Source organism: Paraburkholderia sp. BR10141, from assembly GCF_056155635.1.
Map to the genome: position 1 here is coordinate 140830 of NZ_JBMIQH010000012.1, position 25540 is coordinate 166369.

The 25540-nt window shown below is 66.6% G+C and carries 24 protein-coding genes; 15 read left to right on the forward strand and 9 right to left on the reverse strand.

What is annotated here, in order from left to right:
- Positions 1–95: 95 nt before the first annotated feature.
- The 6 genes from ACOJB8_RS18675 to ACOJB8_RS18700 form a co-directional block, all read right to left on the reverse strand.
- Positions 96–2090, reverse strand: a complete 1995-nt coding sequence (locus ACOJB8_RS18675; RefSeq protein WP_475013606.1) for a family 2A encapsulin nanocompartment cargo protein cysteine desulfurase — start codon at positions 2088–2090, stop codon at positions 96–98.
- The gene (locus tag ACOJB8_RS18680; RefSeq protein WP_368602074.1) at positions 2065–2997 is read right to left on the reverse strand and encodes a family 2A encapsulin nanocompartment shell protein; all 933 of its coding nucleotides are present in this window, start codon (positions 2995–2997) and stop codon (positions 2065–2067) included. Before ACOJB8_RS18680 ends, ACOJB8_RS18675 begins: the two co-directional genes overlap by 26 nt.
- Positions 2998–3111: 114 nt before the next feature.
- Positions 3112–3375: a helix-turn-helix domain-containing protein gene (locus ACOJB8_RS18685; protein WP_069266894.1), complete on the reverse strand. Its 264-nt coding sequence runs from the start codon at positions 3373–3375 to the stop codon at positions 3112–3114.
- Positions 3375–4337, reverse strand: a complete 963-nt coding sequence (epsC, locus tag ACOJB8_RS18690) for a serine O-acetyltransferase EpsC (RefSeq protein WP_342950081.1) — start codon at positions 4335–4337, stop codon at positions 3375–3377. The genes ACOJB8_RS18685 and epsC overlap by 1 nt, the downstream gene beginning before the upstream one ends.
- 45 nt (positions 4338–4382) lie before the next feature.
- Positions 4383–4850, reverse strand: a complete 468-nt coding sequence (locus tag ACOJB8_RS18695; protein ID WP_368602073.1) for a rhodanese-like domain-containing protein — start codon at positions 4848–4850, stop codon at positions 4383–4385.
- A gap of 173 nt (positions 4851–5023) precedes the next feature.
- Complete coding sequence (locus tag ACOJB8_RS18700) at positions 5024–5242, reverse strand: hypothetical protein (RefSeq protein WP_069266827.1); 219 nt, start codon at positions 5240–5242, stop codon at positions 5024–5026.
- Between the two features lie 381 nt (positions 5243–5623).
- Here ACOJB8_RS18700 and ACOJB8_RS18705 point away from each other — a divergent pair, with 381 nt between their 5' ends.
- The 6 genes from ACOJB8_RS18705 (at position 5624) to ACOJB8_RS18730 (ending at position 12061) form a co-directional block, all read left to right on the forward strand.
- Positions 5624–6661, forward strand: a complete 1038-nt coding sequence (locus ACOJB8_RS18705) for an ABC transporter substrate-binding protein (protein WP_069266828.1) — start codon at positions 5624–5626, stop codon at positions 6659–6661.
- A gap of 4 nt (positions 6662–6665) precedes the next feature.
- Entirely contained in the window at positions 6666–7766 is a 1101-nt protein-coding gene (locus ACOJB8_RS18710; RefSeq protein WP_406953735.1) for an ABC transporter permease, read from the forward strand.
- On the forward strand, positions 7760–8572 hold the full coding sequence (locus ACOJB8_RS18715) for an ABC transporter ATP-binding protein (protein ID WP_475013610.1): 813 nt from the start codon (positions 7760–7762) through the stop codon (positions 8570–8572). Before ACOJB8_RS18710 ends, ACOJB8_RS18715 begins: the two co-directional genes overlap by 7 nt.
- Positions 8573–8613: 41 nt before the next feature.
- Positions 8614–9825, forward strand: coding sequence for a c-type cytochrome (locus ACOJB8_RS18720; RefSeq protein ID WP_368619486.1), 1212 nt, complete (start codon positions 8614–8616; stop codon positions 9823–9825).
- A gap of 309 nt (positions 9826–10134) precedes the next feature.
- On the forward strand, positions 10135–11346 hold the full coding sequence (locus ACOJB8_RS18725) for an acyl-CoA dehydrogenase family protein (RefSeq protein ID WP_475013612.1): 1212 nt from the start codon (positions 10135–10137) through the stop codon (positions 11344–11346).
- A gap of 64 nt (positions 11347–11410) precedes the next feature.
- A complete protein-coding gene (locus tag ACOJB8_RS18730; RefSeq protein ID WP_083245434.1) occupies positions 11411–12061 on the forward strand; it encodes a peroxidase-related enzyme in 651 nt (216 codons plus the stop codon).
- Between the two features lie 59 nt (positions 12062–12120).
- Here the strand turns inward: ACOJB8_RS18730 and ACOJB8_RS18735 are convergent, their stop codons facing one another.
- Positions 12121–13032, reverse strand: a complete 912-nt coding sequence (locus tag ACOJB8_RS18735; protein WP_069266832.1) for a LysR family transcriptional regulator — start codon at positions 13030–13032, stop codon at positions 12121–12123.
- 168 nt (positions 13033–13200) lie between these two features.
- Between ACOJB8_RS18735 and ACOJB8_RS18740 the strand changes: the two genes are divergently transcribed.
- Genes ACOJB8_RS18740 through ACOJB8_RS18760 form a run of 5 tightly spaced genes read left to right on the forward strand, consistent with a single transcriptional unit; the run spans position 13201 to position 18063 of the window.
- A complete protein-coding gene (locus ACOJB8_RS18740) occupies positions 13201–14130 on the forward strand; it encodes an ABC transporter substrate-binding protein (protein WP_069266833.1) in 930 nt (309 codons plus the stop codon).
- Between the two features lie 44 nt (positions 14131–14174).
- Complete coding sequence (locus ACOJB8_RS18745; RefSeq protein ID WP_475013615.1) at positions 14175–15014, forward strand: ABC transporter permease subunit; 840 nt, start codon at positions 14175–14177, stop codon at positions 15012–15014.
- Positions 15014–15757 (forward strand): ABC transporter ATP-binding protein, encoded by a 744-nt coding sequence (locus ACOJB8_RS18750; protein WP_475013617.1) that lies wholly within the window; start codon positions 15014–15016, stop codon positions 15755–15757. Before ACOJB8_RS18745 ends, ACOJB8_RS18750 begins: the two co-directional genes overlap by 1 nt.
- Before the next feature lie 34 nt (positions 15758–15791).
- The gene (locus ACOJB8_RS18755; protein ID WP_475013619.1) at positions 15792–16799 is read left to right on the forward strand and encodes an NrtA/SsuA/CpmA family ABC transporter substrate-binding protein; all 1008 of its coding nucleotides are present in this window, start codon (positions 15792–15794) and stop codon (positions 16797–16799) included.
- A 22-nt stretch (positions 16800–16821) separates the two neighbouring features.
- On the forward strand, positions 16822–18063 hold the full coding sequence (locus ACOJB8_RS18760; RefSeq protein WP_368619493.1) for an acyl-CoA dehydrogenase family protein: 1242 nt from the start codon (positions 16822–16824) through the stop codon (positions 18061–18063).
- A 21-nt stretch (positions 18064–18084) separates the two neighbouring features.
- Here the strand turns inward: ACOJB8_RS18760 and ACOJB8_RS18765 are convergent, their stop codons facing one another.
- Entirely contained in the window at positions 18085–19146 is a 1062-nt protein-coding gene (locus ACOJB8_RS18765) for an LLM class flavin-dependent oxidoreductase (protein WP_368602064.1), read from the reverse strand.
- Positions 19147–19392: 246 nt separating this feature from the next.
- Between ACOJB8_RS18765 and ACOJB8_RS18770 the strand changes: the two genes are divergently transcribed.
- On the forward strand, positions 19393–20379 hold the full coding sequence (locus ACOJB8_RS18770) for an aliphatic sulfonate ABC transporter substrate-binding protein (protein ID WP_475013622.1): 987 nt from the start codon (positions 19393–19395) through the stop codon (positions 20377–20379).
- Between the two features lie 9 nt (positions 20380–20388).
- Here the strand turns inward: ACOJB8_RS18770 and ACOJB8_RS18775 are convergent, their stop codons facing one another.
- The gene (locus tag ACOJB8_RS18775; RefSeq protein WP_069266839.1) at positions 20389–21846 is read right to left on the reverse strand and encodes an NAD(P)-binding domain-containing protein; all 1458 of its coding nucleotides are present in this window, start codon (positions 21844–21846) and stop codon (positions 20389–20391) included.
- A 226-nt stretch (positions 21847–22072) separates the two neighbouring features.
- On the opposite strand from ACOJB8_RS18775, the gene ACOJB8_RS18780 reads away from it, so the two are divergent.
- The 3 genes from ACOJB8_RS18780 to ACOJB8_RS18790 all read left to right on the forward strand — a co-directional run bounded on the left by ACOJB8_RS18780 (position 22073) and on the right by ACOJB8_RS18790 (position 25449).
- Complete coding sequence (locus tag ACOJB8_RS18780; protein ID WP_368602061.1) at positions 22073–23149, forward strand: LLM class flavin-dependent oxidoreductase; 1077 nt, start codon at positions 22073–22075, stop codon at positions 23147–23149.
- Between the two features lie 99 nt (positions 23150–23248).
- Positions 23249–23845 carry a cysteine dioxygenase family protein gene (locus ACOJB8_RS18785; protein ID WP_069266841.1) on the forward strand — a complete coding sequence of 199 codons (597 nt, stop codon included), beginning with the start codon at positions 23249–23251 and terminating at the stop codon, positions 23843–23845.
- Positions 23842–25449, forward strand: coding sequence for a rhodanese-related sulfurtransferase (locus tag ACOJB8_RS18790; RefSeq protein ID WP_475013625.1), 1608 nt, complete (start codon positions 23842–23844; stop codon positions 25447–25449). Before ACOJB8_RS18785 ends, ACOJB8_RS18790 begins: the two co-directional genes overlap by 4 nt.
- Positions 25450–25540: the final 91 nt, after the last annotated feature.

Genomic DNA, 25540 nt, shown 5'->3' on the forward strand with positions numbered 1-25540 from the left:
AGGGGCTTATCGATATCGCGCGGAAGTGGAAAACGGAAAGGAGAGAGGAAAAGAGGAAGCGGAGCGGCGTCAGGCAACGCCGCTCCGGGGTCGTGTTACTGCCGCGGCGCCAGACCGCGAACGACCGACACGAGCGCATCGACCTCTTCGCACGTGTTGTAGAACGCGAGCGAGGGCCGCACGGTGGCTTCCAGACCGAAACGGCGCAGAATGGGCTGGGCGCAATGATGCCCCGCGCGCACTGCAATGCCTTCGCGGCTCAGCGCCTGCCCCACCTCTTCGGTGCTGTAGCCCTTCAGCACGAACGACAGCACGCTGGCCTTGTCGCGAGCCGTGCCCACGAGGCGCACGCCCGGCACCGGCGCGAGCACGCTCGTTGCGTAGGCAAGCAGATCGTGCTCGTAACGCGCGATGTTTTCGATGCCGACGCGGCTCACATAGTCCAGCGCGGCGCCCAGCCCCACCGCATCGGCGATATTGCCGGTGCCCGCTTCGAAGCGCGACGGCGGCGGCTGGAACACCGTCCGCTCGAACGTCACGTCCTGAATCATGTTGCCGCCGCCCTGCCATGGCGGCATGTTTTCCAGCACCTCGCGCTTGCCGTACACCACGCCGATGCCGGTCGGCCCATAGATCTTGTGGCCCGAGAACACGAAGAAGTCCGCATCGAGCGCCTGCACGTCCACCCGCATGTGCGAAATCGACTGCGCGCCGTCGACCAGCGCCTTCGCGCCCGCACGATGCGCAAGCTCCACAATCTCGTCCACGGGCACGACCGTGCCCAGCGCGTTCGACACCTGCGTGACCGAGACGATCTTCGTGCGGTCGTTGAGCAGTTTGCGGTACTCGTCCACCAGCACCTGGCCCGAATCGTCGACCGGAATGACGCGCAGCCTGGCGCCCTTGAGCGCGGCGAGCTGCTGCCACGGGACGATGTTCGCGTGGTGCTCGAGATGCGAGACGATGATCTCGTCGCCCTCGCCCACGTTCTGCACGCCCCAGGTCTTCGCGATCAGGTTGATCGCCTCGGTCGTGCCGCGCACGAACACGATCTCTTCGGGCGACGATGCATTGATGAAGCGCTGCACCGTCTTGCGCGCATGCTCGTACGCGTCGGTCGCTCTCGCCGCGAGCGTGTGCGCCGCGCGGTGAATGTTCGAGTTCTCGTGCGCGTAGAAGTACGCGAGGCGATCGATCACGGCCTGCGGCTTGTGCGTCGTCGCGGCGTTGTCGAACCACACCAACGGCTTACCGTTCACGCGCTCCTGGAGGATCGGGAAGTCGCGGCGCACCGCATTGACATCGAAAGGCGGATGCGCGCCGCGCAACGGCACCCCCTGGCTCACGCCTGGCGCCGCTGCCCGTTCGTCGAGGAAATATCGCGCGGGGCCGCCGCTTGCATCGTAGTCCCGATGATCGAGGGTCAGCAGGCCACGCAGCGCATCGTCGCCCGGCAAGCCGAACGCCTCCGGCGTAGGGAGCCCGTGCACCGGCACCTCGATATCGCGCGCCGTATCGCGCCAGCCGTTGCCCGCCGTTTCCGTGAAGTAGAACGGCGAACGCTCGCTCGTCGTGGCTCGCACTGGCTCGGACGGCTCGGCCACCGCGTAAGCCTGTGGCACGCCAAGCAGCGAGCCGCCCGCGCGCGGCTCCAGCGCCGGTGCGACCGTCACCGCGTTGTCGGGCAGTCCGTTCGCCGCCGCCGCGTGCGGCGCGAGCGCGGGTACGCGATTGCCGAGCGAAAGCACGTGCGTGGGCGCGGAAGGCGCGAGATTCAAGCCCGGTGCCTTGCCTTGCGGCGGCGCGAAGCCCGGCACGCCCGTGCCGGTGCCGCCCGGACCCGCGAGCGGTGAGCCCGCCGGCGCCGGATTGCTGACCGAGGCAAGTATCGGCGCGGCCGCGGGCAAGGCGGACGGCACGCCGCCTACCGCGCCGCTACCTGCCGCGACGCCGGGCGCGCCTGCGCCGCCCGGCAACGTGCTGAAGAACTCGTTGGCGAGCCGCGCGAGCGTGGCGGGATCCGGCAGTCCGCCCGGCAACGGCGGATGCGCGATCTCCGTTGGGTTAGCGGTAGGTGTCAGGGTAGTCATGGTACTTGCCGATTTCCACGTCATCGAGCACAGCCAGCGCATCCGGCGAATGCACCGCCAGCGAGCAGTACAGCGAGATCAGATACGACGCGATCGCCTGGTTGTTGATGCCCATGAAGCGCACCGAGAGCCCCGGTCCCTGCTCGCCCGCCACGCCCGGTTGATACAGGCCCACCACGCCCTGGCGCTTGTCGCCCACGCGCAGCAACAGGATCTTGGTCTTGCCGTCGGCAACCGGCACCTTGTCCGAAGGAATCAGCGGAACGCCGCGCCACGTGAGGAACTGCGAACCGAACAGGCTGACCGTAGGCGGCGGCACGCCTCGCCGCGTGCATTCGCGGCCGAATGCGGCAATCGCGAGCGGATGGGTAAGGAAGAACGCGGGCTCTTTCCAGACCTTCGTGAGCAGTTCGTCGAGGTCGTCGGGCGTGGGCGCGCCGGTCAGCGGGAAAATGCGCTGGTCTTCCTCGACGTTCGCCAGCAGGCCGTAGTCGGGATTGTTGATGAGCTGGCTTTCCTGCAACTCCTTGATCGTTTCGATCGTGAGGCGCAGTTGCTCCTTGATCTGGTCGTGCGGGCTGCTGTAGAGGTCGGAAATCCGCGTGTGTACGTCGAGCACCGTGCTCACCGCGTTGAGGAAGTACTCGCGCGGCTGCTCTTCGTAAGGCACAAATGTCGTGGGCAGCGTGCCTTCGTCCTCGCGCGCCGTGCAGGCGGCACGCACTGCTTCGGGGTCCTTAACGCGGTTCAGACGATAAATACCGGCTTCGACCGGCACCCATTGCAGCAGGTGCGTAAGCCAGCGCGGCGTGATCGTGGAAAGCTGCGGGACGGTTTTGGTGGCATTCGCCAGTTGCCGCGCGGCGTTATCGCCAAGCGCGGTCTGGCCGCTCTGAATCGAGGACATGAACGAGGGCTCCGGTGACTTATAACGAAAACTGCTTTGCTTATGAAGACGGCTGATTATGAGGAGCCAATGGAGCCGGATCAACCGGCTATAGACGGCAGCGTGCGGGAAGCCTCAGGGCGACAACGGGCTGCCGGGAAGCGAGATCGCGGTCGGAGCGCCCGCGGCCCCACCCGCAAGCAGCTCCGCGATACCCAAGCCGAAAGCCAATGCAAGCTTTTCGACGGTGACGATCGAAGCGATGGCCGTGCCGCGCTCGATTTCGCCGACGTAGGTGCGGTTGAGTCCCGCATGTTCGGCGAGCCGCTCCTGCGACCAGGCCTGCGCCTCGCGCAGGCGGCGCACCGTGGCGCCGAAGTCATGGACGATGGCGCTCATCATGCCGCGCCCGTTGCGATGGCATCCGGCGCGGCGGTGCCGGGGCGTTCATGCGCCGGCGCGCGCACTTCGTGCCGGGAAATCGCCTGGGTGATATGCGCCCCCGCCGGCACGCTTTCGGTCAGCCAGACATTGCCGCCAATCACCGCGCCGCGCCCGAGCGTGACACGCCCGAGTATCGTCGCGCCCGCATAAATGACGACCTCGTCCTCGACAATGGGATGACGTGGCAGCCCTTTCTCGAGATTGCCGGCCGCGTCGCGGGGAAAGCGTTTTGCGCCGAGCGTCACGGCCTGGTACACACGCACGCGCTCGCCAATGATCGCGGTTTCGCCGATCACGACGCCCGTGCCGTGATCGATGAAGAACGCACTGCCGATCTGCGCGCCCGGATGAATGTCGATGCCGGTGGCCGCATGCGCCAGTTCTGAAATGATGCGCGCGAGCAGCGGCAAACCGAGCCGGTAGAGTTCGTGCGCGAGCCGGTGGTGAATCATCGCCAGCACGCCCGGATAGCAGAGCAGCACCTCGTCGACGCTGCCCGCGGCCGGATCGCCGTTGAACGCCGCGAGCACATCGCTGTCGAGCAATCCCCGGATGACTGGCAGGCGCTGCGAGAACGCACGCACGGCAGCCAATGCGCGTGCATCGATTTCGCCGTGATCGGTTTCGGCGTGGCGCGCCTTGTAGCGCAGTTCGAGCCTCGCCTGCGCCAGCAGTGCGTGCAGCGCGGCGTCGAGCGCATGGCCGACGTAGAAGTTCTCGCTTTCCTGGCGCAGGTCGGGCGGCCCGAGCCGCATCGGGAACAGCACGCCCTTGAGCGTTTCGACGACCTCGGCCAGCGCTTCGCGCGCGGGCAGGTCGCGCCCGCCCGGCTCCAGGGCGCGGCGCTGCAATTCCCGCCATTGCTGACGCACGCCCTGCAGCGCATCGACGATTTCCGACACATGAAATACGGTCACGCCAGTTCTCTCTTCGTTATTCGTTGGGGGCGTCGGGAACAGGCTCTAATCCTGCACCCACGGTAAGTCATGAAAACGCCAGCCATTACGGCGCCCGCGCCGGCCGGCTTCGTCCAGGTCGCCTTCAAAGCCTTCGGTGACGTTGAACACATGGGTAAAACCCGCCTTGGCCGCCGCTTCGGCGGCCTGTGCCGACCGGTTGCCGCTGCGGCACAACAGGACAATCGCCGCGCTCTTGCCCGTCTTTGCCTCGAGCTCGCGCACGAAGCGCGGATTGCGTGTGAAGCTCGTGCCTGTGGCCCACGCCACATGCAACGTGTCGGGCACGTGGCCAACGAACTTGCGCTCTTCGGCCGTGCGCACGTCCACGAGCACCGCTTCGCCCGCCTGATGGAGCGCCCAGGCTTGCCGCGGCGTCACGCTGCCCGCGTAGGGCAGGCCGGCCGCCTGCGCGGCGCCGCGCGCCGCTTCCAGATCCGCGTGCAGCGGCGTTTCATGCAGTTCCACTGTCATCAGTGTCTCCTTAATGTGGACGGCAGCGCCCCGACCCTCGGAGCGCTGCCGCCTATAGCCATCAGGATTCCACTATGCAAGTGCGCCACCGCCGTTCCAACCAATAAAAACTGATATGCAAATGGGCACACGTATGAGATGCAATCGTGCGAATTCGATCGCGTGCGCCCTCGTCAACATGACGCCGGCCTGCCGCGCTGGTCGATCCACAGTCGCGCCCAGCGCGAGGCGTACGCAATGGCGTGATCGGCCTCGAAGAAGTAATCGAGTGCGTCGAAAGTGAACGACGAACCGGGCGGCGACGACCAGTTTTCGATGGTCAGGTTCGCCGCGTAGAGTCCGCTCGGCAATGCGTGTGCGGACGCTTCGACTTCGTAGCCCTTATATCGCATGAAGGCTCCCGTAATGACAAACGCGGACACAAGCGCCCGCGGCACTTCATCCTGGTGCAAGAAGCGCACGACGGCAAAGAAGGCTTTGGCGTTAGCAAATCAGCACGGGCATCACTTCGTCATCACGATGCACTTTGCCTGCATGGGCGGGAATATTCACGCTGGAACGTCCGATGACAAACGACAGCATATGGTTTGCGCAATTCATTATTTCGCGGCAAACCAGATTCGGCATTACGCTGACATTCGACGTCGCTTTCCAATACTTACGCCATTTAATTAGGTTTACATACGATTCGATTCATGGCGACGCGCGCGCACGTATGCAGACCGCACTCACCTCAAGCGCCTCTTCACTTCGATCCGCACGGAGACCGATTCATGGCCGCATTGCACGGTTCCAGCCTCACCCCGCCCGCCCCGAACGGGCAACGCCGCAAATGGCTGCGCGCCGCCGGCGCGACCGCGCTGAGCGCGCCGGTTCTGACACTCGGCCGCAAGGCATGGTCGGCGCCGGCGCTCAAGCCGTTCACCTTCGCGTGGGCGCCGAACGGCTTTTGCCTCACGCCCGTCGCCGTCGCGCAGGAGCAGGGGTTCTTCGAAAAGAACGGACTGAAGGTCAATCTAGTGAGCTACGCCGGCTCGAACGACCAGTTGCTGCAAACGCTTTCCACCGGCAAGGCCGACGCTGCGGTCGGCATGATCCACCGCTGGCTCAAACCGTTGGAGGCAGGGTTCGATGTGAAGATCATCAGCAGCGTGCACGGCGGATGCGTGCGCCTGATCGGCTCGAGCGCGGCCGGCGTGACGTCGCTCGCCGCGCTCAAAGGCAAGACCGTGGGGGTAAGCGACCTCGCCTCTCCGGGCAAGAACTTCTTCGCCATCCTGCTGCTCAAGCACGGCATCGACCCGGACCGCGACGTGAGCTGGCGCCAGTATCCCGCGGACCTGCTCGATGTCGCCGTGCAAAAGGGCGAGATCCAGGCCATCGCCGACGGCGACCCGAATCTCTATCTGCTGGAACGGCAACGTCCGGGCGCATACACGCATCTCGCCAGCAATCTTTCCGACGAATACGCGCACAAGGTCTGCTGCGTGATCGCCGCACGGGGCTCGCTGCTGCGCAGCGATCGCCCGACCGCTGCGGCGCTTGCGCGTGCGCTGATCCAGGCCACCGACTTCTCGCGCGAGAACCCGCGGGAAGCGGCGAAATCGTTCGCGAAGTACACGCCGAAGTTCGCCGAGGATGACCTTGTAAAGCTCTATTCGTCGCTCACCTACGATCACCATCCGACCAACGTCGATCTCCAGCAGGAGATCGCGTACTTCGCCGAGGACTTCAAGCGCGCCGGCGTGCTCAAGCCCACCACCGACCCGCAGCGCTTCGCCGCGGCCGTCTACACCAACGTACTGGGGTGACGCGATGACGACGCTCGAACAGCCTGCGCTGGCGCGCGCCGGCGCCAGCGACGCACTGGAGGCCAGCGAAGGCGCAGGCCAGCCTTTCGCGAATGTCGACCTCCGGGGCCGGCGTTCTTCCGGGCAGCCAACCGCGTGGTACACCGGGCTCGCGGTCGCGGCGGCATGGGCCGTGTTTGGCGGCGTCACGCGCCTGTGGCCGAACCGCATCACCGGTTTTTCCGACTGGGCCTATACCGCCGAACTGGGCGCGGCCGCCTGGGCGATCGCGGCATGGCTCGCGCTGTTCGCGCTCGTACTGCCCGCTCTCGAACGCAGCAGCGAGCGGTTGCGGCCCGCGCTGCGCGGCTTGAGAAAAGCGGGTCCATGGCTGATCGCGTTGCCCGTTGCGTTCGCGCTCTGGGAGATCCTCACGGCGAAGACCGCGCTCCTGCCTACGCCGTTCTTCGCGCCGCCGCAGGCGCTCGTCGAGGTCTATCGCGACGACTGGGCGCGGCTCGCCGATTGCGTGGCCCATTCGATCGGCCTGCTCGCCGTAGGCTTTCTCTACGGCGGCGCGGCCGGATTCCTCATCGGCGTGTCGATCGGCTGGTCGCGCGCCGTGGGCTACTGGGTGCACCCCGTCATGCGCGTGCTCGGCCCCGTGCCCGCCACGGCGCTGCTGCCGCTCGCGTTCTATATCTTCCCGTCGAGCCGTTCCGCCGCGATCTTCCTGATCGCGCTCGCCACCGCGTTCCCCGTGACCGTGCTCACGTGGTCGGGAGTCGCGAGCGTCAACAAGGCGTACTACGACGTGGCCCGCACGCTCGGGGCAAGCCAGCGGTTCCTCGTGCTGCGCGTCGCCATTCCGGCTGCGCTGCCCCAGGTCTTCGTCGGCCTCTTCATGGGCCTGAGCGCCTCGTTCACGGTGCTCGTGACAGCCGAGATGATGGGCGTGAAATCCGGCCTTGGCTGGTACCTCACATGGGCGCAGGGGTGGGCGTCGTACTCGAACATGTACGCCGCGCTGCTCGTGATGGCTGTCCTGTTCTCGGGCCTCATCACCCTGCTCTTCCTCGTGCGCGATCGCACGCTCGTCTGGCAGAAAGGAACCGTCAAATGGTAAATGCCGCCGTGGCGCACGCCACGCCCTCGATTTCGCCCGAGCCAGCGATCCGGGGCGCACATATCACTGTCGAGCAGGTGAGCCACCGCTTCGAAACGCCCAAGGGCCCGCTCGCGGTGCTCGACGACGTGACGCTCTCGGTCGCGCCGGGCGAATTCGTCGCGCTGCTGGGCCCAAGCGGCTGTGGAAAGTCCACGCTGCTGCGTCTCGTCGCGGGGCTCGAACCGGCGACGCAGGGCAGGGTCCTGCAAGACGGCGCGCCGATCGAGCGGCCCGATCCCTCGCGCGTCGTGGTGTTTCAGGACCCGACGCTCTACCCATGGCGGCGCGTGCGCGCGAACGTCGCGCTCGGGCTGCAGGCGCGCGGCGTGATCAAGCAGGAACGCAAGCGTGTGGATGTCGAGCTCGAACGCGTTGGCCTCACCGAATTCGCGGATGCCTTTCCGCACCAGCTTTCGGGCGGTATGTCGCAGCGTGTGGCGCTGGCCCGCGCGCTCGTCAACGATCCGCGCCTGCTCGTGCTCGACGAGCCGCTCGGCAAGCTCGACTCGCTCACGCGTCTGGCAATGCAGAGCGAACTCGTGGATCTCTGGCAGCGCGACCGTTTCTCTGCGCTGCTCGTCACCCATGATGTGGAAGAAGCGCTCTTTCTTGCCCAGCGCGTGATCGTGTTCAGCCCGCGGCCCGCGCGCGTCGCGGCCGAACTGCATGTCGACCTGCCCTATCCGCGCCATCGCGGCGACCCGGCGTTTGCCGCGCTGCGCCGCGAAGCCTTGCAGCATCTCGGCCTCGACGCGAGCTGGTAAGGAATACGAATAATGCGGTACGCTTCATCCCACGCGCGACGATGAGCGCGCTGCTTTCCGGCAACGCCTGGCTCAACCCGTTTCTCGGCGCGCTGCAGGCGGCGCAGGTCGAACTCGGCAGTGTGGCGCACGCGTTCGGCATCGCCGGCGACAGCCACGGCCAGCCCGCGTGGCCGTGGCCGAAACGCCTCGCCGTAGAGGTTCTGCTGATCGATGCGGGCGTCGCGCGCCAGCTCGCACTGGCGCTCGCCGCCACCGGCGGCGCACTGCTGCTCGCGGTCGCGGGCCTGGTCTGGCGCGGGCGGCGCATCGCGCTGTTCGCCGCGGCCGCACTCGCCGCCTGGTTCGCGCCGTGGCCCGACACTTCGCTGTGGCTGACCGACGCCGTGCCCACGAGCTTCCAGACCACGCCCTTCTCGGTCGAGACGATCGCGCTCGGCGCGGCACACTATGCGCGCGAGTGCGCGGCCTGCCACGGCGACACGGGCCGCGGCGACGGCCCGCGCGCCGGCACGCTCGTGCACTGGCCGCCGACCGTCGTGGGCCCGCTGCTCGGTCATCGTCTGGACGGGGAATTGTTCTGGCGCGTGCTGCATGGCATGCACGCACGCGACGGCGCGCAAACGATGCCCGGATTCGAAGGACGCCTGTCCGATGCGCAGACGTGGGCCATTCTCGATTATCTGAAGGTGCTGGCCGCGGGCGGCGGCGCGCAGGACGGCGAAGGCTGGCCGGTGCCTGTGGCGCTGCCTGCACTAGACGTGCGCTGCGGCGACGCGCCGGCCGTGCCGCTGGCCAGTTGGCGCGCAGGGCAGCGAGTGCGGGCCGTGGCCGTCGACGGGCGCGCGCCGCCGCTCGAAGATCCGCGCTGGCAAACGCTGCTGCTGTTCCGCGACGGCGCGTTGCCCGCGCCGTCCGAAGCCGCGCGTTGGGCAGCGAATGGCGACGCCTCGTGCGTGGCCGTCTCGCCCGGAGCGTGGACTGCGTTCGCGGGCATAGCGGGCGTGAATGCGCAAGCCTTCGCGGGCTCGCAACTGATCGCTGACCGCGACGGCTGGCTGCGCGCCGAGGCGAAACCGGGCGACCCCGCATGGGCCAACGCGGCGCTGCTCTGCACAGCCGCCGGCGCGGGCGGCGAACGCGGCGGGCGCGGCGGGCGCGTGAGCCGCGGGCGGTCCGATCCGCTCACTTCGCTACTGCTGCGCATTGATGCGGAGCCAGTGCGTTACGTGAAGGGTGGCTACGTGCATTGATCGCGGCACGGAAAAACGCACCTTCATCGCACACCTTCATCGCGCACCTTCCGCTGCATCGAACGAATCGGAAAGATAACGCATATGATTCGGCATCCCTATTATCTGCCTTCGATATATAAATCTCGATTTGATATTGGCCACGGTTTGCATCCCAAACCATAATGGGCAACGAGCGGATTGCACCGCCCGCGCGCTCCCGCAGTCTTGAAGCGCGACCTCTCAACCGTATCTGGATCGCTGCGGCCGCGGCCACTTCCGCCACACGGTGACGTGACCCGCGCTCGCGCCCATGCAGGAGGTAACGTCTTGAGTACCGTACTGGAACATCGAGCGCCGCAATCATCACTTACCCCGCAAGCGGGGTCGCCACTGCTCACCGAATCACTGCTGGAGCGCATCGGTGCCCGCGCAGCGCAGTACGACCGCGAGAACGCGTTCTTCGTAGAGGATCTGGCTGACCTCCACGCATCAGGTTTCCTGCGTGCAAGCGTGCCGCGCCAGTTCGGCGGCCTTGGTTTCACGCTGCCGGCGCTATTGCGCGAACAGATCAGGCTCGCCTCCCGGGCGCCCGCCACGGCGCTCGCACTCAATATGCATCTCTACTGGGCAGGCGCCGCCTTGCATCTGTGGCGGCGCGGCGATCCTTCGGCCGACTGGATTCTGCGCGAGATCGGCGCGGGCAAGGTGTTCGCCGCAGGCCATGGCGAGCCTGGCAACGATGCGGGCCTCGCGGACTCGACAGTGCGCGCGACGCCGCTACCCGGCGGCGCCTGGCGCTTCGAGGGCCACAAGATATTCACGTCGCTCGCCCCCGCATGGGACTGGCTCGGCGTGCATGGACGCGACGACAGCGATCCGGCCAATCCGCGCATCGTGCACGCCTTCATTCGCCGGGACGCGGCGGGCCATCGCACCGAGCCCACGTGGGACGCGCTCGGATTGCGTGCGACGAGCAGTCACGACACGTGGCTCGAAGGCGTCGTTGCGCGGCCCGAGCACGTCACCCGCGTGTTGCCCGCGGGGCCGCCCGATGACCCATTCGTCGACGGCATTCTTGGCGCAGTACTGCCCGGGCTGGGCGCGGTGTATTACGGCATCGCGAAGCGCGCTTTCGACCTGGCGCTGGATGCGGCGCGATCGCGGCGCTCTCTCGCGCTGGGCGGCCAGACGTATGCGTTCAAGCCGCTCACGCAGGCCCACGTCGCGCAAGCCGCGATCGAACTGGAGAGCATCGAGGCGCTGCTCGAGCGCACCGCACAGCGCTGGTGGGACGGCTACGCACCTGGCGAACTGTGGCTCGCGCAACTCCTTGCGGCCAAACAGCACGCCGTCGATGGCGCGCTGCGTGTGGTCAATCTCGCCTTGCAGGTGAGCGGCGCGGGTTCGCTCTCGCGCCGTCAGGAACTCGAAAGGCTTTTTCGCGACGTGCGCGCCGGCGCGTTCCATCCGCCCAACGCCGATGCAACGCACGAGTTGATCGGCCAGCTATGGCTGGGCGTCCTCGGCCAGACCGTATAGCGCACGCATCTCAACGATTCTTCGAAGATTTCCGGTTCGCACGCAAAACATAAGGAGTCCTTTTATGTCTTCTGCCGCATCCACTATCGATATCGCGTCGCGTCGGGCGGATTTCGTTGCCGGTCACGACATCGCACACGAGCCCGTCTCCCGGCTTGGCCTGCCCGAAGAATCGGGGCTGCCGCCGCATGCTGCCGAGCTCTTCGAGCGATTTCGGCGCCAATACGGCTTCGTGCCAAACTGGCTGGCCGCACTGGCCGTCAACCCCGACACGGCGTCGCGGCTCGTGGCGTTCTACGAACATCTGTTCGACCCGCATCGCAGCCGCCTGACGGCCGCCGAGCGAGAACTGATCGCAGTCGTCACTTCCGCGGCGAACACCTGCAGCTATTGCGTGTTCAACCACACCCAGTCGCTCGCGACTGCGCTCGGCGACACCGTGCGCGCACAGCGCATCGCGCAGGGATGGCATCACGTGCGGCTGGATCCGAAGGAGGCGGCGCTCGCCGGGATTGCGGAGCAACTCACGCGCGAACCCGGCCTTGTCGACGACAGCGCTTTGCAGCGGCTCCACGACCTCGGCTTCACGCGTGAGGCGGTCGTCGAGATCCTCGAAATATCCGCTTTCTTCAATTACGCGAACCGTCTGACGATCGCGCTCAATGTCGTGCCCGACGATCAGTTTTTCTCGGGAAGAGACCGCGAGACCTCATAAGATTCGCGCCGTCGACGGGACGTATAGCCGCTGCCGCCCGCCGCAGGCGCTACCGCCGCTCACGCCGCACGTGCAAGCTTCGCCGACTTGAAGCTTTGCGCAACGCTTTGCGCCAGCACCGCGATAGCGGATTCCATCTTGCCAATGGCGCGTGAGCGGACGATACGCACCGCGATTTCGGGCTTGAAGTCGCTCACCTGCACGATGTCCAGCAAATCGGCGTGCGCGCTCGCCACGACGAGCGGATACGGCACGACACCGAGGCCCACGCCGTCCGCGACGAGCCCGAGTTGCAACTCGGTGCCGAGCGTTTCGAAATTCAGTTTGAGTGCGTGGCCTTGCGCAGCGAGCGCATGCTGCAGGCCGGCGCGAAAGCCGCAACCGTCCGGATTGAGCACCCAGCCGTGCGACTGGCATTCGGCGAGCGTCCAGGCGCGGCGCTTCAGCAGCCCCTTTTGCGCGACCACGGCGAGCTTGAGCGAGCTGAGCGATTCCGCCACCAGCGTTTCGGACAACGCGCGGTTAGCGGGCAACAGCACGACGGCCGCGTCGAGTTCGCCGTCCTCCACTTTTTGCAGCAGCGGTGCGCCCCACCCCGTGGATACGCGCGCCTGCAACCCGGGATGCGCGTGACGCAGCGATTGCAGCGCGTCGAGCATCGCGATGTCGGCAACGGTTTGCGCTACTCCCACACGCAGCACGCCCGCAAGCGGCGCCCCGTCGTTCACGAGTTGCCGCAGCGCGTCGATCTCTCGAACGATGGCGCGGCACTGGTCGTACACGGCGCGGCCCATCGGCGTCGTGCGCATGGGCTTGGTGTTGCGATCGAGCAGCGCCACGCCCAATGCTTCCTCGAAATTCTGGATGCGGCGAGTCACGGCGGGCTGCGTCAGTTCGAGCCGTTCGGCCGCGTGGCTCAGCGACTCGCTGCGCACCACGGCGACGAAGGCTTCGATCTCGTCGAGTGTCATGATGGTCCCGGTGTATTGATCGCGTAGCTTAACGTCGTTGCAACGCTTCGTTCAAGCGCCGGCGCATTTGCGATCTGCATATTTCCTTATAAGAACAATGCGTTTGCCTTATACGGGAGCGCTCCGTATCGTGCTCTCTTCGCTATCCGCATTACCCAGGGAATCTTCATGCGCCGCGCTTATGTCCGCTTTCTTGTCGCGATTGCTGCAACGTTGCCGCTGGCTGTATCCGCCGCCACGCTCAAGGTCGGCGACCAGCAGCTCCAGACGCGCGGCATACTCGAAGCGTCGGGCCAGCTAAAGGACGTGCCCTACCAGATCGAATGGTTCAATTTTCCCGCCGCGCAGCCGCTGGGCGAAGCGCTCAACGCGGGCGCGATCGACGTGGGCGGCCTGGGCGACGCCCCGCTCATCTTCGCGTACTCGGCAGGTGCGAAAATCCGCGCCGTTTCGGCCACGCGCTCGACGCCTGTCGATCTCGCGATCGTCGTGCCCGACGCTTCGCCCATCCGCAACGCTGCCGACCTCAAGGGCAAGCGCATCGCCACCACGCGCGGCTCGATTGGCCACTATCTCGCCGTGGCCACGCTCGAACATGCGAACCTCAAGCTCACCGACGTGACCTTGTCGTACATGCAGCCCGTCGACGCCCAGGCCGCACTCGCCACCGGCAGCGTGGACGCCTGGTCCACATGGGACCCTTACGTGGCACTCACCGAAGCGCGCCAGCATACGCGCAGCATCGCGAACGGCGTGGGCGTTTCATCGGGCTTGAGCTTCGAGGCCGCCACCGACACGGCGATCCGCGACAAGCACGCCGAACTCGCCGACTTCCTGCGTCGCGTGGCGGCCGGCCAGCGTTGGGCGCTCTCGCATCCTGACGAAGTCGCGGCGATCCAGTCGCGCGTGACGGGTCTGCCCGCCGACGTGCTCAAAACCGTCTATCAGCGCGCGCAACTGCATCCCGTGCCGATCGACAACGGCGTGATCGCCGAGCAGCAGCGCACCGCCGATCTCTACCTGCGTGCGGACGTCATCAAAACACGCCTCGACGTTGCGCCGAGCTTCGACAAACAGTTCTCGTCGACCGCTCCCTGAACGGACGTCCATCGCCCGGACTTCACCGCAATTACGGAACCGCCATGGCAGACGTCACCTCCTCTTCAAACCGCTATGGACCGCCTTCGCGCGCCGGCGGCTCGCGGCTTTCGACGGGTCGCTTTTATTTCTGGCTCTCGTGGGCGATCCCCGCGCTGATCGTCGTGGTCTGGGAACTCGCGGCGCGCGTGGGCTGGATCGCGCCGCAAGTGCTGCCGGCGCCGAGCAGCGTCGCCGCGACGGCGTGGGATCTTGCCCGCAACGGCGACCTGTTCGTGCACCTCGGCGTCTCGCTGCTGCGTGCCGTAACAGGACTTCTGATCGGCGGCACGATCGGCCTCGTGCTTGGCGTACTGGTGGGTTTTTCCCGGCTCGCGCAGGCGCTCATCGACCGGTCGATCCAGATGGTCCGCGCGATTCCCTTTCTCGCGATGCTGCCACTCGTCATCGTGTGGTTCGGCGTGGGCGAAGTCGCGAAGATTTTTCTGGTCGCGCTCGCCGTGCTGTTTCCCGTCTACATCAACACGATGCTCGGCATTCGTCAGATCGAACCCAAGCTGATGGAACTGGCCAAGGTGATCGGGTTGAACTGGCCGGCCGTGGTGCGCCGGATCATCCTGCCTGGCGCCATGCCTTCGATCCTCACCGGCGTGCGTTACGCGCTGGCGCATGCGTGGCTCGCCCTCGTGATCGCCGAAACGCTCGCGACGACCAAGGGCATCGGCTTTCTCGCCATGGACGCCCGCGAATTCCTGCAAACCAACGTCATCCTGTTGACCATGATTATTTACGCGATCATCGGCGTTGCCGCGGACGCGCTGGTTCGCTCGCTCGAAGCGCGCTTCCTCTCCTGGCACGCTAACTACGCGAAGGGGGCGAAATAATGGGCTCCACCGTCGCGTTGTCCCTTCCTGCGAATGGCGCGCCTCGCGCCGCAAACGAAGCCGCCGCGGCACCGTCCGCTGTATCGGTGCGCGGCCTGCAACGCCGTTATGGCGAGCGCGTCGTCATCGACGCACTCAACCTCGATATCCGCACAGGCGAATTCGTCGCGCTGCTCGGCGAAAGCGGCTGCGGCAAGACCACACTGCTGCGTGCGCTCGCGGGCCTCGACAAACCGGATGCCGGGCAGATTCGTGCACCAGAGCGGCCCTCCGTGGTGTTTCAGGAGCATCGTCTGCTGCCGTGGGCCACCTTGTGGGAGAACGTCGCGCTCGGCCACGAGTCGAGCGTCGGGCGCACCGGTGCCACCCGGGCACTGGCCGAAGTCGGTTTGTCAGGCCGCGAGGACGACTGGCCGCGCAATCTGTCCGGCGGTCAGGCGCAGCGCGTGGCGCTCGCACGGGCGCTCGTGCGCGACCCCGCGCTGCTGTTGCTCGATGAACCGTTCGCCGCGCTCGACGCGCTCACGCGCATCAAAATGCATGGACTCGTGAAGCAGCTGGTCGCGCGCCACGCGCCGGGCGTGCTGCTCGTGACCCACGACGTCGACGAGGCGCTCGCTCTCGCGGACCGGATACTCGTCATGCGCGCCGGGCGCATCGCGGCTTCGTTTCACACCGAAGACCACACGCCGCAGGCATTGCGGCTCACGCTGCTCGAGGGACTGGGCGTTCGGTCGCACTGATGCGCTCCGCTCTCTACAGAAGGAACCACCACGAATGAACGATGTTTCACTGACTCGCCGCCAGCTTCTGCTCGCGGCGGGAGGTTTGCTTGCCGGCGCCGCAGCCGCGCCTCTTCTTTCCGCGCAGGCGGCCGAGCCGCCGCGCAAGCTCACGCGCAACACCGACACGGTCCGCATTGGCTGGGGTTACGGCGCCCTGCCCGACATCGCCAGGCAGCGCGGCGTGTTCGAGAAGACGCTCGCCGCGAAGAACATCAAGGTCGAATGGATCGGTCCGTTCCCGAACCATGCGCCCTCGATCCAGGCCGTGGTCGGCGGTAGCGCGGACTTCGGCTTCTGGGGCTCCACCACACCCGCGCTCGCCGCCATGCTGGCCGGCTCGCCCATCGTCTTCACCGGATTCGACGTGTATTCGCCGCGGTCCACGGCCATCATCGTGAAGAAGTCGAGCGGCATCAACTCGGTTGCCGACCTCGCCGGGCGCAAGGTCGCGGTGAACCGCTCGGGGCTCGGCGAGTTCCTGCTCATCGCGGCGCTGGAGAAGCACCATATCGACCGCGACAAGGTCGAGTTCGTCTATCTGAATCCGCCCGATGCGGCGCCTGCATTTGCGCAAGGCAGAGTCGATGCATGGTCGATGTGGTCGCCCGCCGTGGATATCGCGCGCTATTCGCATGACGCGAAGGACATTTTCAACGAGGGGCGCGATCTCGACTTCCTCATCGACTACAGCTCGCTCGTGACACGTCGCAAGTTCACCGAAGAAAATTCGGAGCTGGTGCGCGCCGTGCTCGACGCGTATTACGTGGAAGGCGCCTGGCAGTCGGCGCATGCCGCCGATTCGGAACAGCTCGTGCAGAAGGAAGCGAAGTATCCGGACCAGGTGCGCGACTATCTGACGAGCCTGAAGCGCGTGAACCAGTTTCACGAGCCGGACGACGCGGCCTTCATGGCGCAGTTCCAGCGCGCGGCGGATTGGCTCGCGCAACGCAGAATCATCAACGGGCCCATCAAGGTCGCCGATTACAGCGTCAAGGTGTGACGCGTCATGAACGGGAATGCGCATGACTGAAACCTCCGCCCTCCAGCCCGGCGGCATCGCGCTCGTCTCGCCGTTGTCCGCCGCGCTCGGGTTCTCCGAAGCGATAATCGGGATCGCCGCGACGGCGGCGCAGCGCGAGCGGGAGCAGCGCCTGCCGCACGAAGAGATCGCCACGCTGAAGGCGCTCGGTTTCGGCGCGTTGCGCCTGCCCGCCGACGACGGCGGCCGCGGTCTGTCATTGAGCGAACTCTTCGCCGTGGCGCGTGACGTCGCCGCGGCCGATTCGAACATCGCCCACGCCTTGCGCAATCACTTCTGGCAAGTGGAAGCCGCGCTCAAGCAACGTGCCCTGCCGTTCCATGCGCACGTGCTCGACCTCGTGCGCCAGCGCAAGACGATCGGGCTTAGTTTCGTCGAAAGCGACGCGACGGCGGCCGGCGCGCGGCCGAGCCGCGTATTGAGCCGCCTGGAATGGGACGAGCGCAAACAGGTGTATCTGGGTTCGGGCGACAAGGTCTACGCGACAGGTAATCTGTACAACGATGCATTCATCGGTGTCGCTGTGGAAAGCCGTGCGAACACAACTGTGCAATACGTGCTCGAACGCGCCGAAGGCGTGAGCGACGAGGACGACTGGCTGGGTTTCGGGCAGCGCCTGACCGGCTCCGGCACCGCGCGCTTCCGCGACGTCGTGGTAAAGGTCGAGCATGTCTATGCGCCCGACCCGCCGAAAGCGCCCGAAGCCGCGCCGTGGGGCTTCACCTTCCACCAGATCTACCTGACCAATTGCATTGCCGGCATCGTTCGGCGCGTGGTGCTCGATGCGGTCGAGGTGCTGCGAGGACGCAAGCGCAACTTCTACCACGGCGGGGCGGCGCATCCCGCCGACGAACCGGCGCTACAGGCCCTGCTGGGCCGGATTCGCGCCTACGCGGCGAGCATCGAGGCGAGCGCCGACCGCGCCGTGCGGGCGCTGCAACGCGCGTTGGATAGCGAAGGCACGAACGAGGAATACGCCGCCACGCTCGCCGCGACGCTTGCGGCTTCGGAGGCGAAAGTCGTGATCGACGATCTCGCGCCGCAAGTCGCGAGCTGGCTCATCGACCTCGGCTCCGGCTCTGTGGTGTCGAGCGTGGGCGCGCTGGACAGGCACTGGCGCAACATCAAGGTCATCGCCTCGCACAATCCGCGCCTCTACAAGGAGCGCCTGCTCGGCCAGAACCTGCTGACTGGCCAGCTTCCGCCAACGGGCGCGTTCTTCTGATCGCGCCCGCCGCTACCCGCTTCACGCTGCGAGTTCGCGGCGCACGCGCGGGACGATCTCCTGCGCGAAGCGCCGCATATCGTCTTCGAACGGCTGGAACTGGAGCATGAATAACTCGACGCCCGCCCGGTGAAAGGCCGCGATGCGCCGCGCGACCGTATCGTAATCGCCTACGAGTCCGGCGGCCGTGCCGCCATTGGAACCGACGCGCGCCGAGCGGGCGAAGGTCTTGAACATTTCGGCGTTCGGGTCGATGTTGGCTTTCTGGCGCTCGCGTAACGACTTGTCGAGTTCGGCCAGTGCGAAGAGATGCTCGAGATGGGCTTCGGCCTGCGCTTGCGTTTCACGCGCGATCACAAACGCGGACAGGCCAAAACGCAACGCTTCGTGGCCAGCCGGACGCGTGCGTGAAGACACGTCGGCGATCAGAGCCGCCACGTCGTCGAGCGGCTGGCCATTGATGAACCACGTATCGCCGTGCGCGGCAACAAGTGAGCGCGCCGGTTCAGACTCACCGCCCACGTAGATGCGCGGACGCGCACGGTACGGATCGGCCGGAAGAAGCCGGTAATCGTCGATGTGGAAATGGCAGCCGTGATGGGTCACGCGCTCGCCGCGCAGCAGCGCGTCGACCACCGAGATCCATTCGCGGCCATAGCGGTAGCGATCGTCGTGTTCCGGAAACGGGATGCCGGCGCGTTCGAGTTCAGGCCGGTTCCATGCGTTCACGAGGTTGATTGCAAAGCGGCCGCCGCTGATGTGCTCGATCTGCTGCGCCATTTTCGCGAGCACGACCGGATGGTAGAGAAACGGCTTGATCGCGGCGATGATCTCGATGCGCGAGGTAAGCGCCGCAAGCGCGGCTGATGCGGTCCACGCCTCGAGCTGGTCGAGTGCGGGATCGTGCGGATTGACCGTATGCTGCGCCACGAGCACCGAGTCGTAGCCAAGCCGCTCGGCTTCGAGCACGAGCGCCTTGTTGCGGGCCCACGAGGCATCGTAGGGTTCAGCGGGGTCTTGCAGCGCCGCGCGGCTTCCGTGCACGAGCGCCCAGATGCCAAAACGTGGGAAAGAAGGGGACATCGCGTGAGAACATCAAAGGACGGCAATGATCGGGCATCCATACTAACGCCACGTGCGTCACGGCCAATCCAATATCTGCTGATATCAAAGCCGTGAAAACGCATTAAGGCGAATCACGCCGCCGATATGGCACGCTCACCCGGCCAAAGCGCTCCCGCGCGAATCCTTAGCAGAATCGCTTCGTTGCCTTGTGCGCGAAGGTCATCCAGCATTTTCGATTCGTCAACTGAATCCGCTGGGTCCGCCATGTTCTCTCCCTCCCGCCGCCGCCTGCTCATTCATGGATCGATTCTCGGCGTCGCGGCGACCACGGGTCTCGCTTTTGCCGCATCGGCTTCCACGCTGCGAATCGGCTATCAGAAGTCGTCTACGCTGATCACCGTGCTCAAGGCGCAAGGCAAGCTCGAATCCGCGCTCGCGCCGCTCGGCGTGAGCGTGAGCTGGAGCGAGTTCGCGAGCGGGCTGCCGCTCACCGAAGCGCTCAATGCGCAAGCCGTGGATTTCAGCGCCGATGTTGCCGACACCGTGCCGATCTTCGCGCAGGCTGCACATGCGCGCTTCGTCTACGTCGCCCAGGAAGCGCCCTCGCCCGGTGCGCAGGCCATCATCGTCAAGCGCGCGGGTGCGCTGCGCACGCTCGCCGACCTGCGCGACAAGGACATCGCCGTGACGAAGGCGGCCGGCAGCCACTATCTGCTACTGGCTGCACTCGCGCAGGCGAACGTGCCCGCCGAAGCGGTGCGCATCCACTACCTCACGCCTGCAGACGGGCGCGCCGCTTTCGAGAACGGCAGCGTCGACGCGTGGGTGACGTGGGACCCCTATGTGGCCTCGGTCGACCAGCAGCCCGACGTGCGCGTGCTCGCCGACGGCAAGGGGCTCGCCACCTACCAGCGCTACTATCTCGCCTCCACGCGTTTCGCGCAGGCGCGGCCCGACGTGATCGCCGTGGTCTATGCGCAGTTGCGCGACGCCGGCCAATGGGTGCGCAGCGCGCCGCAGGACGCCGCGCGGCTGCTTGCGCCGGTCTGGGGGCTCGATGCGCCCACCATCGAGCGCGCCAACGCACGCCGAAGCTATCTCGTGCGCGAGGTGAGCGCCCCGGTTTTCGGCGAGCAGCAGAAAATCGCCGATACGTTCTTCAACGCGCATCTGCTGCCGGCCCCGGTGGAGACGGCGCACGCCGAGCGCTGGGACTTCGCGCAAAAGCGTGCGATTGCGATCGGCGTGTAAGCCGCTCCGTTATCGCGACGGCGCCGGCTCGACGCGCTCTTCACTGTACACGCTGTCCACATACAGCGACGGCTCGAAATCGGCGGCCACCACGGCGCTCATCCGCGCCTCATGCGCCTCGATATCGTCGAGAAACAGATCCTCGCTGATGCGCCGGATCACGGCGGGGATATCGCGCTTCATGCTCGGCACGTCGCCAACGGGCAGCCCGCGGCTCACGAACGCGGCCGGATTGAAGACGTGAACATTGCGCAGGAACGGCGCCGTGCCCGGCGTCTTCTCCAGGTATTCGAGCGCCGCGCCGAGGTAAGGATGCGCGCCAAGCGCCTCGTCCTGCTCGTGCGGCGCGGGCGTGTAATGATCGCGCCAGAGCAGCACGTGATCGGCCAGGTCGGCAAGCTCGGGCCGCGCGTGCAGGTCGACGGCGTAACCGGTTCCGGCAATCGCGAAATCGAATGCGAACGTCGCGTCGTTCACCCGCGCCGCTACGCGCGTGCCCTCCACCGTCGCGCGCTGCCACACGGCGTCCAGATGCAGATGGAAGTTCGGGAAGCGCGTGGCGCGTGAGACGGCGTCGGCGGGCGGCGTCGATCCCGCGCGACGAAAGCGCAGTGCCAGGCGCCAGCGCAGCGCGTCGGGCAGCGCGGGATAGTTGTCGTAAGCGCCAGGATACGCACGGGCGCGCGTCACAGGAAGGCTTGGCAACAGCGCGCGACGCACGAAGAGGTGCACATCGGCAGCGCCCGCTTCGAGCGCCGTCGCGGCCGCGTCGAACGCCGAGGCCGCGCCCCCGACCACCGCGACGGACTTGCCGCGCAATGCGGCGAAATCGATCGCATCGGACGTATGCGCGAGGTGCGTGCGCGGCAGCACGGCCAGCGCCGCGGCGAGGTTGGGCTTGCCATTGCCCGCCACGCCGTTTGCGAGTATCACCTTGCGCGCCGTTTCCACACGCCGCACGACATCGTCACCGTGACGAACGTCCAGATGTAGCCTGAAGTGCGTTCCAACGGGTTCGATGCGCGTGAGCGTCGTGCCGTAACGAACCGCGATGCCGAGGAATTCCCGATACCACGCAAGATACTCGGCCCAATCCTCGCGGCCAATGCGTTCGAATTCGGCGTACGCGGCCTCGCCGTGACGCGCTTCGTACCACGCCTGGAAACTCAGCGCGGGCAACCCTGCTTCCGGCCCCGCCAGTGTCTTGGGCGTGCGCAAGCGCTGCATGCGAGCGCGTGTGGTCCAGACACCCGCGTGCGGCGCGCCAGGCGCGCCGTCGATCACGCTGACCTTGCCGATCCCCGCGCGCCGCAAGCCGAACGCGAAGGCCGTGCCGCTCTGGCCGCCCCCCACGACGACCACGTTGTGATCGATGCCGTCACGGTTGACGACCCAATCTTCCGGATCGGGGCCGATGAGGCGCAGTGTGCTGTGCGCTAGACGGTCGTGCAGTGTGGGATCGCTCATGGGAATGTCCTGCGAAGGGGCACGTGGGGCGCAACCGCGCGCCGGAAATCCGAGTATCGGTGAGCGCTCGCGCGCCGGCAAAGAACGATTCGGACTTTCCTTTTTCGGCGCGCGGCATGCCGCTGCATGTCATGTGCAAATGGAATGTTTATCAGCATTCAATATTTAAACCTCGCATGCCCGGGTGGTAGCCTCTTTGGATCGTTCGTCCACCCAGGGAGCCCGCATGAGCATCGAATTCATCGGCATGATCCAGCAGCGCAAGGTGTCGGAGACGCATCTCGCCGAAGGTCCGGCCATCGACGTCGACTACGTTCGCGACTTTGCGCAGGCGCACGAGCACGCAGGCTTCGACCGCATTCTCGTGCCGCACAGCTCGGTCAGCCCCGACGCCACGCTGACGATCGCCTATGCGGCAAGCGTGACGTCGCGCGTGCATTTCATGCTGGCGCACCGCCCCGGCTTTGTCTCGCCGACGCTCGCCGCACGCCAGCTCGCAACGCTCGATCACTTTTCCGGCGGCCGGCTCGCCGTGCACTTCATCTCGGGCGGCAGCGACGCCGACCAGCGGCGCGACGGCGACTACCTGAGCCACGACGAGCGCTACGCGCGCACCGATGAGTACCTGCAGGTGCTCAAACGTGTATGGACCGAAAGCAAACCGTTCGACCACGAAGGCCGCTTCTATCGCTTCGAACAGGCGTGGTCGGAGGTCAAGCCGCGTCAGCAGCCGCACGTGCCGATCTACTTCGGCGGCGCTTCCGAAGCCGCGCTCGCGGTGGCCGGCAAGCACGCGGATGTGTACGCGCTGTGGGGCGAATCGAAGCAAGGCGTGGCCGACCTCATTGCTCGCGTGCGTGCCGAAGCCGCGAAACACGGACGCCAGGTGCGCTTCTCCGTGTCGTTCCGGCCGATCCTCGCCGACACCGAGAAGGCGGCGTGGGAGCGCGCCGAACATATCCTCAACGAGACGCGTCGCCTGCGCGCCGAACAGGGTCTCGACACGGGCGGCCCGCTTCAGAGCGAAGGCGCGCGTCGCCTGCTCGGCGCAGCGGGCGACGGCGTGCGCGCCGACGACCGCCTGTGGACCGCCGTCGCGAAGGAAATTGGCGGGCGCTCGAACTCGACGGCGCTCGTGGGCACGCCTGGCCAGGTGGCGCAGACGCTCGCCGAATATCACGCGCTGGGCGTGACAACGTTCCTGATTCGCGGCTTCGACCCGCTCGAGGACGCCATCGATTACGGCCGCGCGCTGATTCCGGCCACGCGCGAACTGGCCTCGCGCGTACGCGCCGCCGCCTGATATGGCTGGAGAGACCGCCATGAGCCATCCCGACGCCGCAGATATCGGCACCGCTGCACCGCGCGCCGTCCTCCGGCATGCGCCCATCCGCAAGCTCTGATGGGCATTCACAAGCTTCGCCGCTTCGTCGGCACGATTGCGGAACTCGTGGACCACGCGCCGCGCGAGTCCAGATTGATCGATCGCGGCCTCGATGCGCTGCGCGAACTCGTGCGCGACGACGACTGGTTGCCCGACGCCTACGCCGCGCCCTCGCCTGAGCGCTATCAGCAATACCTGCTCTACGCCGACGCGCGCCAGCGCTTTTCGGTGGTCAGCTTTGTCTGGGGACCGGGCCAGCAAACGCCCGTTCACGACCACACGGTGTGGGGCCTGATAGGCGTGCTGCGCGGCGCCGAATATGCGCAGCCCTACGCGCACGACGCGGCGGGTGCGTTGCATCCGCTGGGCCGCGAGGTGTTGCTTCAGCGCGGCGAGGTGGAGGCCGTCTCGCCGACGCTCGGCGACATCCACCGCGTGCGCAATGCCTACGACGATCGCGTTTCGGTCAGCATTCACGTGTATGGGGCGAACATCGGCGCGGTGCGCCGGTTTACCTATCCGGCCGACGCGTCGCCCAAGCCCTTCATCTCCGGTTACTCGAACGACGTCCTCCCGAACTTCTGGGATCTCAGCAAGGAACCCAACGCCTCATGAAGCCATTTCCCGTACGCACGCATCAGGACGTGCGCGACGCCCTGCTCGCCCGCCGCGAGATCGCGCTGCTCGACGTGCGCGAGGAAGATCCGCATGCGCAACGCCATCCGCTTTTTGCCGCCAACCTGCCGCTCTCGAAGCTCGAACTCGACGCCTGGACGAAGCTGCCGCGCCGCAGCGTGCCGATCGTGCTGCTCGATAACGGCGAAGGCTTCGCACAGCGCGCGGCCACGAAGCTCGACGCGCTTGGCTACACCGATATCGCGCTGCTGGAAGGCGGACTCGCGGGCTGGATCGATGCGGGCGGCGAGGTGTTCCGCGACGTGAACGTGCCGAGCAAGGCGTTCGGTGAATTCGTCGAAGCGGAGCGCCATACGCCTTCGCTGACGGCCGAGGCCGTGAATGCGCTGCTCTCGGGCGGCGAAGACGTGGTCGTGCTCGACGCGCGCCGCTTCGACGAGTACCAGACGATGAGCATTCCCGGTAGCATCAGCGTGCCAGGTGCGGAACTCGCGCTGCGCGCCCGCGCGCTGGCGCCCAATCCCGCTACGCGCGTCATCGTGAACTGCGCGGGGCGCACGCGCAGCATCATCGGCACGCAAACGCTCGTGAATGCGGGGCTGCCGAACCCGGTGGCGGCGCTGCGCAACGGCACGATCGGCTGGACGCTGGCCGGGCAGACGCTCGAGCATGGCAGCGCACGCCAGTTCGAACCGCAGGCGGGACGCGACGCGGCCACGCTCGCGCAATCGCGCGCAGCGGCCGCCGCGCTCGCCAGCCGCGCGGGCGTGCAGCGCACGACGCTCGCGCAAGCCGAACGGTGGGCCGCCGACACGTCGCGTACGACGTATCGCTTCGACGTGCGCACGCCTGCCGAGTATGAACACGCGCATGCGCCAGGGTTCCAGGGTGCGCCGGGCGGGCAGCTCGTTCAGGAAACCGAAATGTTCGCGCCGGTGCGTGGCGCGCGCGTGGTCCTGTTCGACGACGACGGCGTGCGTGCCAACATGACCGCTTCCTGGCTCGCACAGATGAACGTCGACGTGCATGTGATCGACGAAGCCCGCAGCGGGCACCTCACCGAAGCGGGCGCATGGCGCGCGCCGAAGCCCGCCGCCGCCAGCGTCTCGACGATCACGCCCGAAGCGCTCGCCACGCGTCTTGCCGCGAGCGATCATGGCACTGTCGTGCTCGATTTCACGTCGAGCGCCAATCATGTGAAGGCACATATCCCCGGCGCGTGGTGGGCGCTGCGGTCGCATCTCGCGCCAGGCTTCGACGATCTGCGCGCGCTGCCCGATGCGCGCCGCTATGTGGCCGTGTGCATGACCAACGCGCTCGCACCGTTCGCCGCGTCCGAGATTGCCTCGCTCACGGGCAAGCCCGTCGAAGTGCTGGAAGGCGGCACGGCGGCATGGATAGGCGCCGGCCTGCCGGTGCAAAGCGGCGATGCGCATCTGGCGTCGCCGCGTATCGACCGCTACCGGCGCCCTTACGAAGGTACCGACAACGCCCGCGAGGCGATGAACGCGTACCTCGAATGGGAGTACGGGCTCGTGGCGCAGCTAGAGCGCGACGGCACACATGGATTCTTCGTGATCTGAAGGCGACGCCGAGAGCTTGGGTCGCGTAAAACAGGATGCGTTCAGCCCGGCAATCTGCAGACAGTTGAACGTAACGTGATGCAGCGCGATG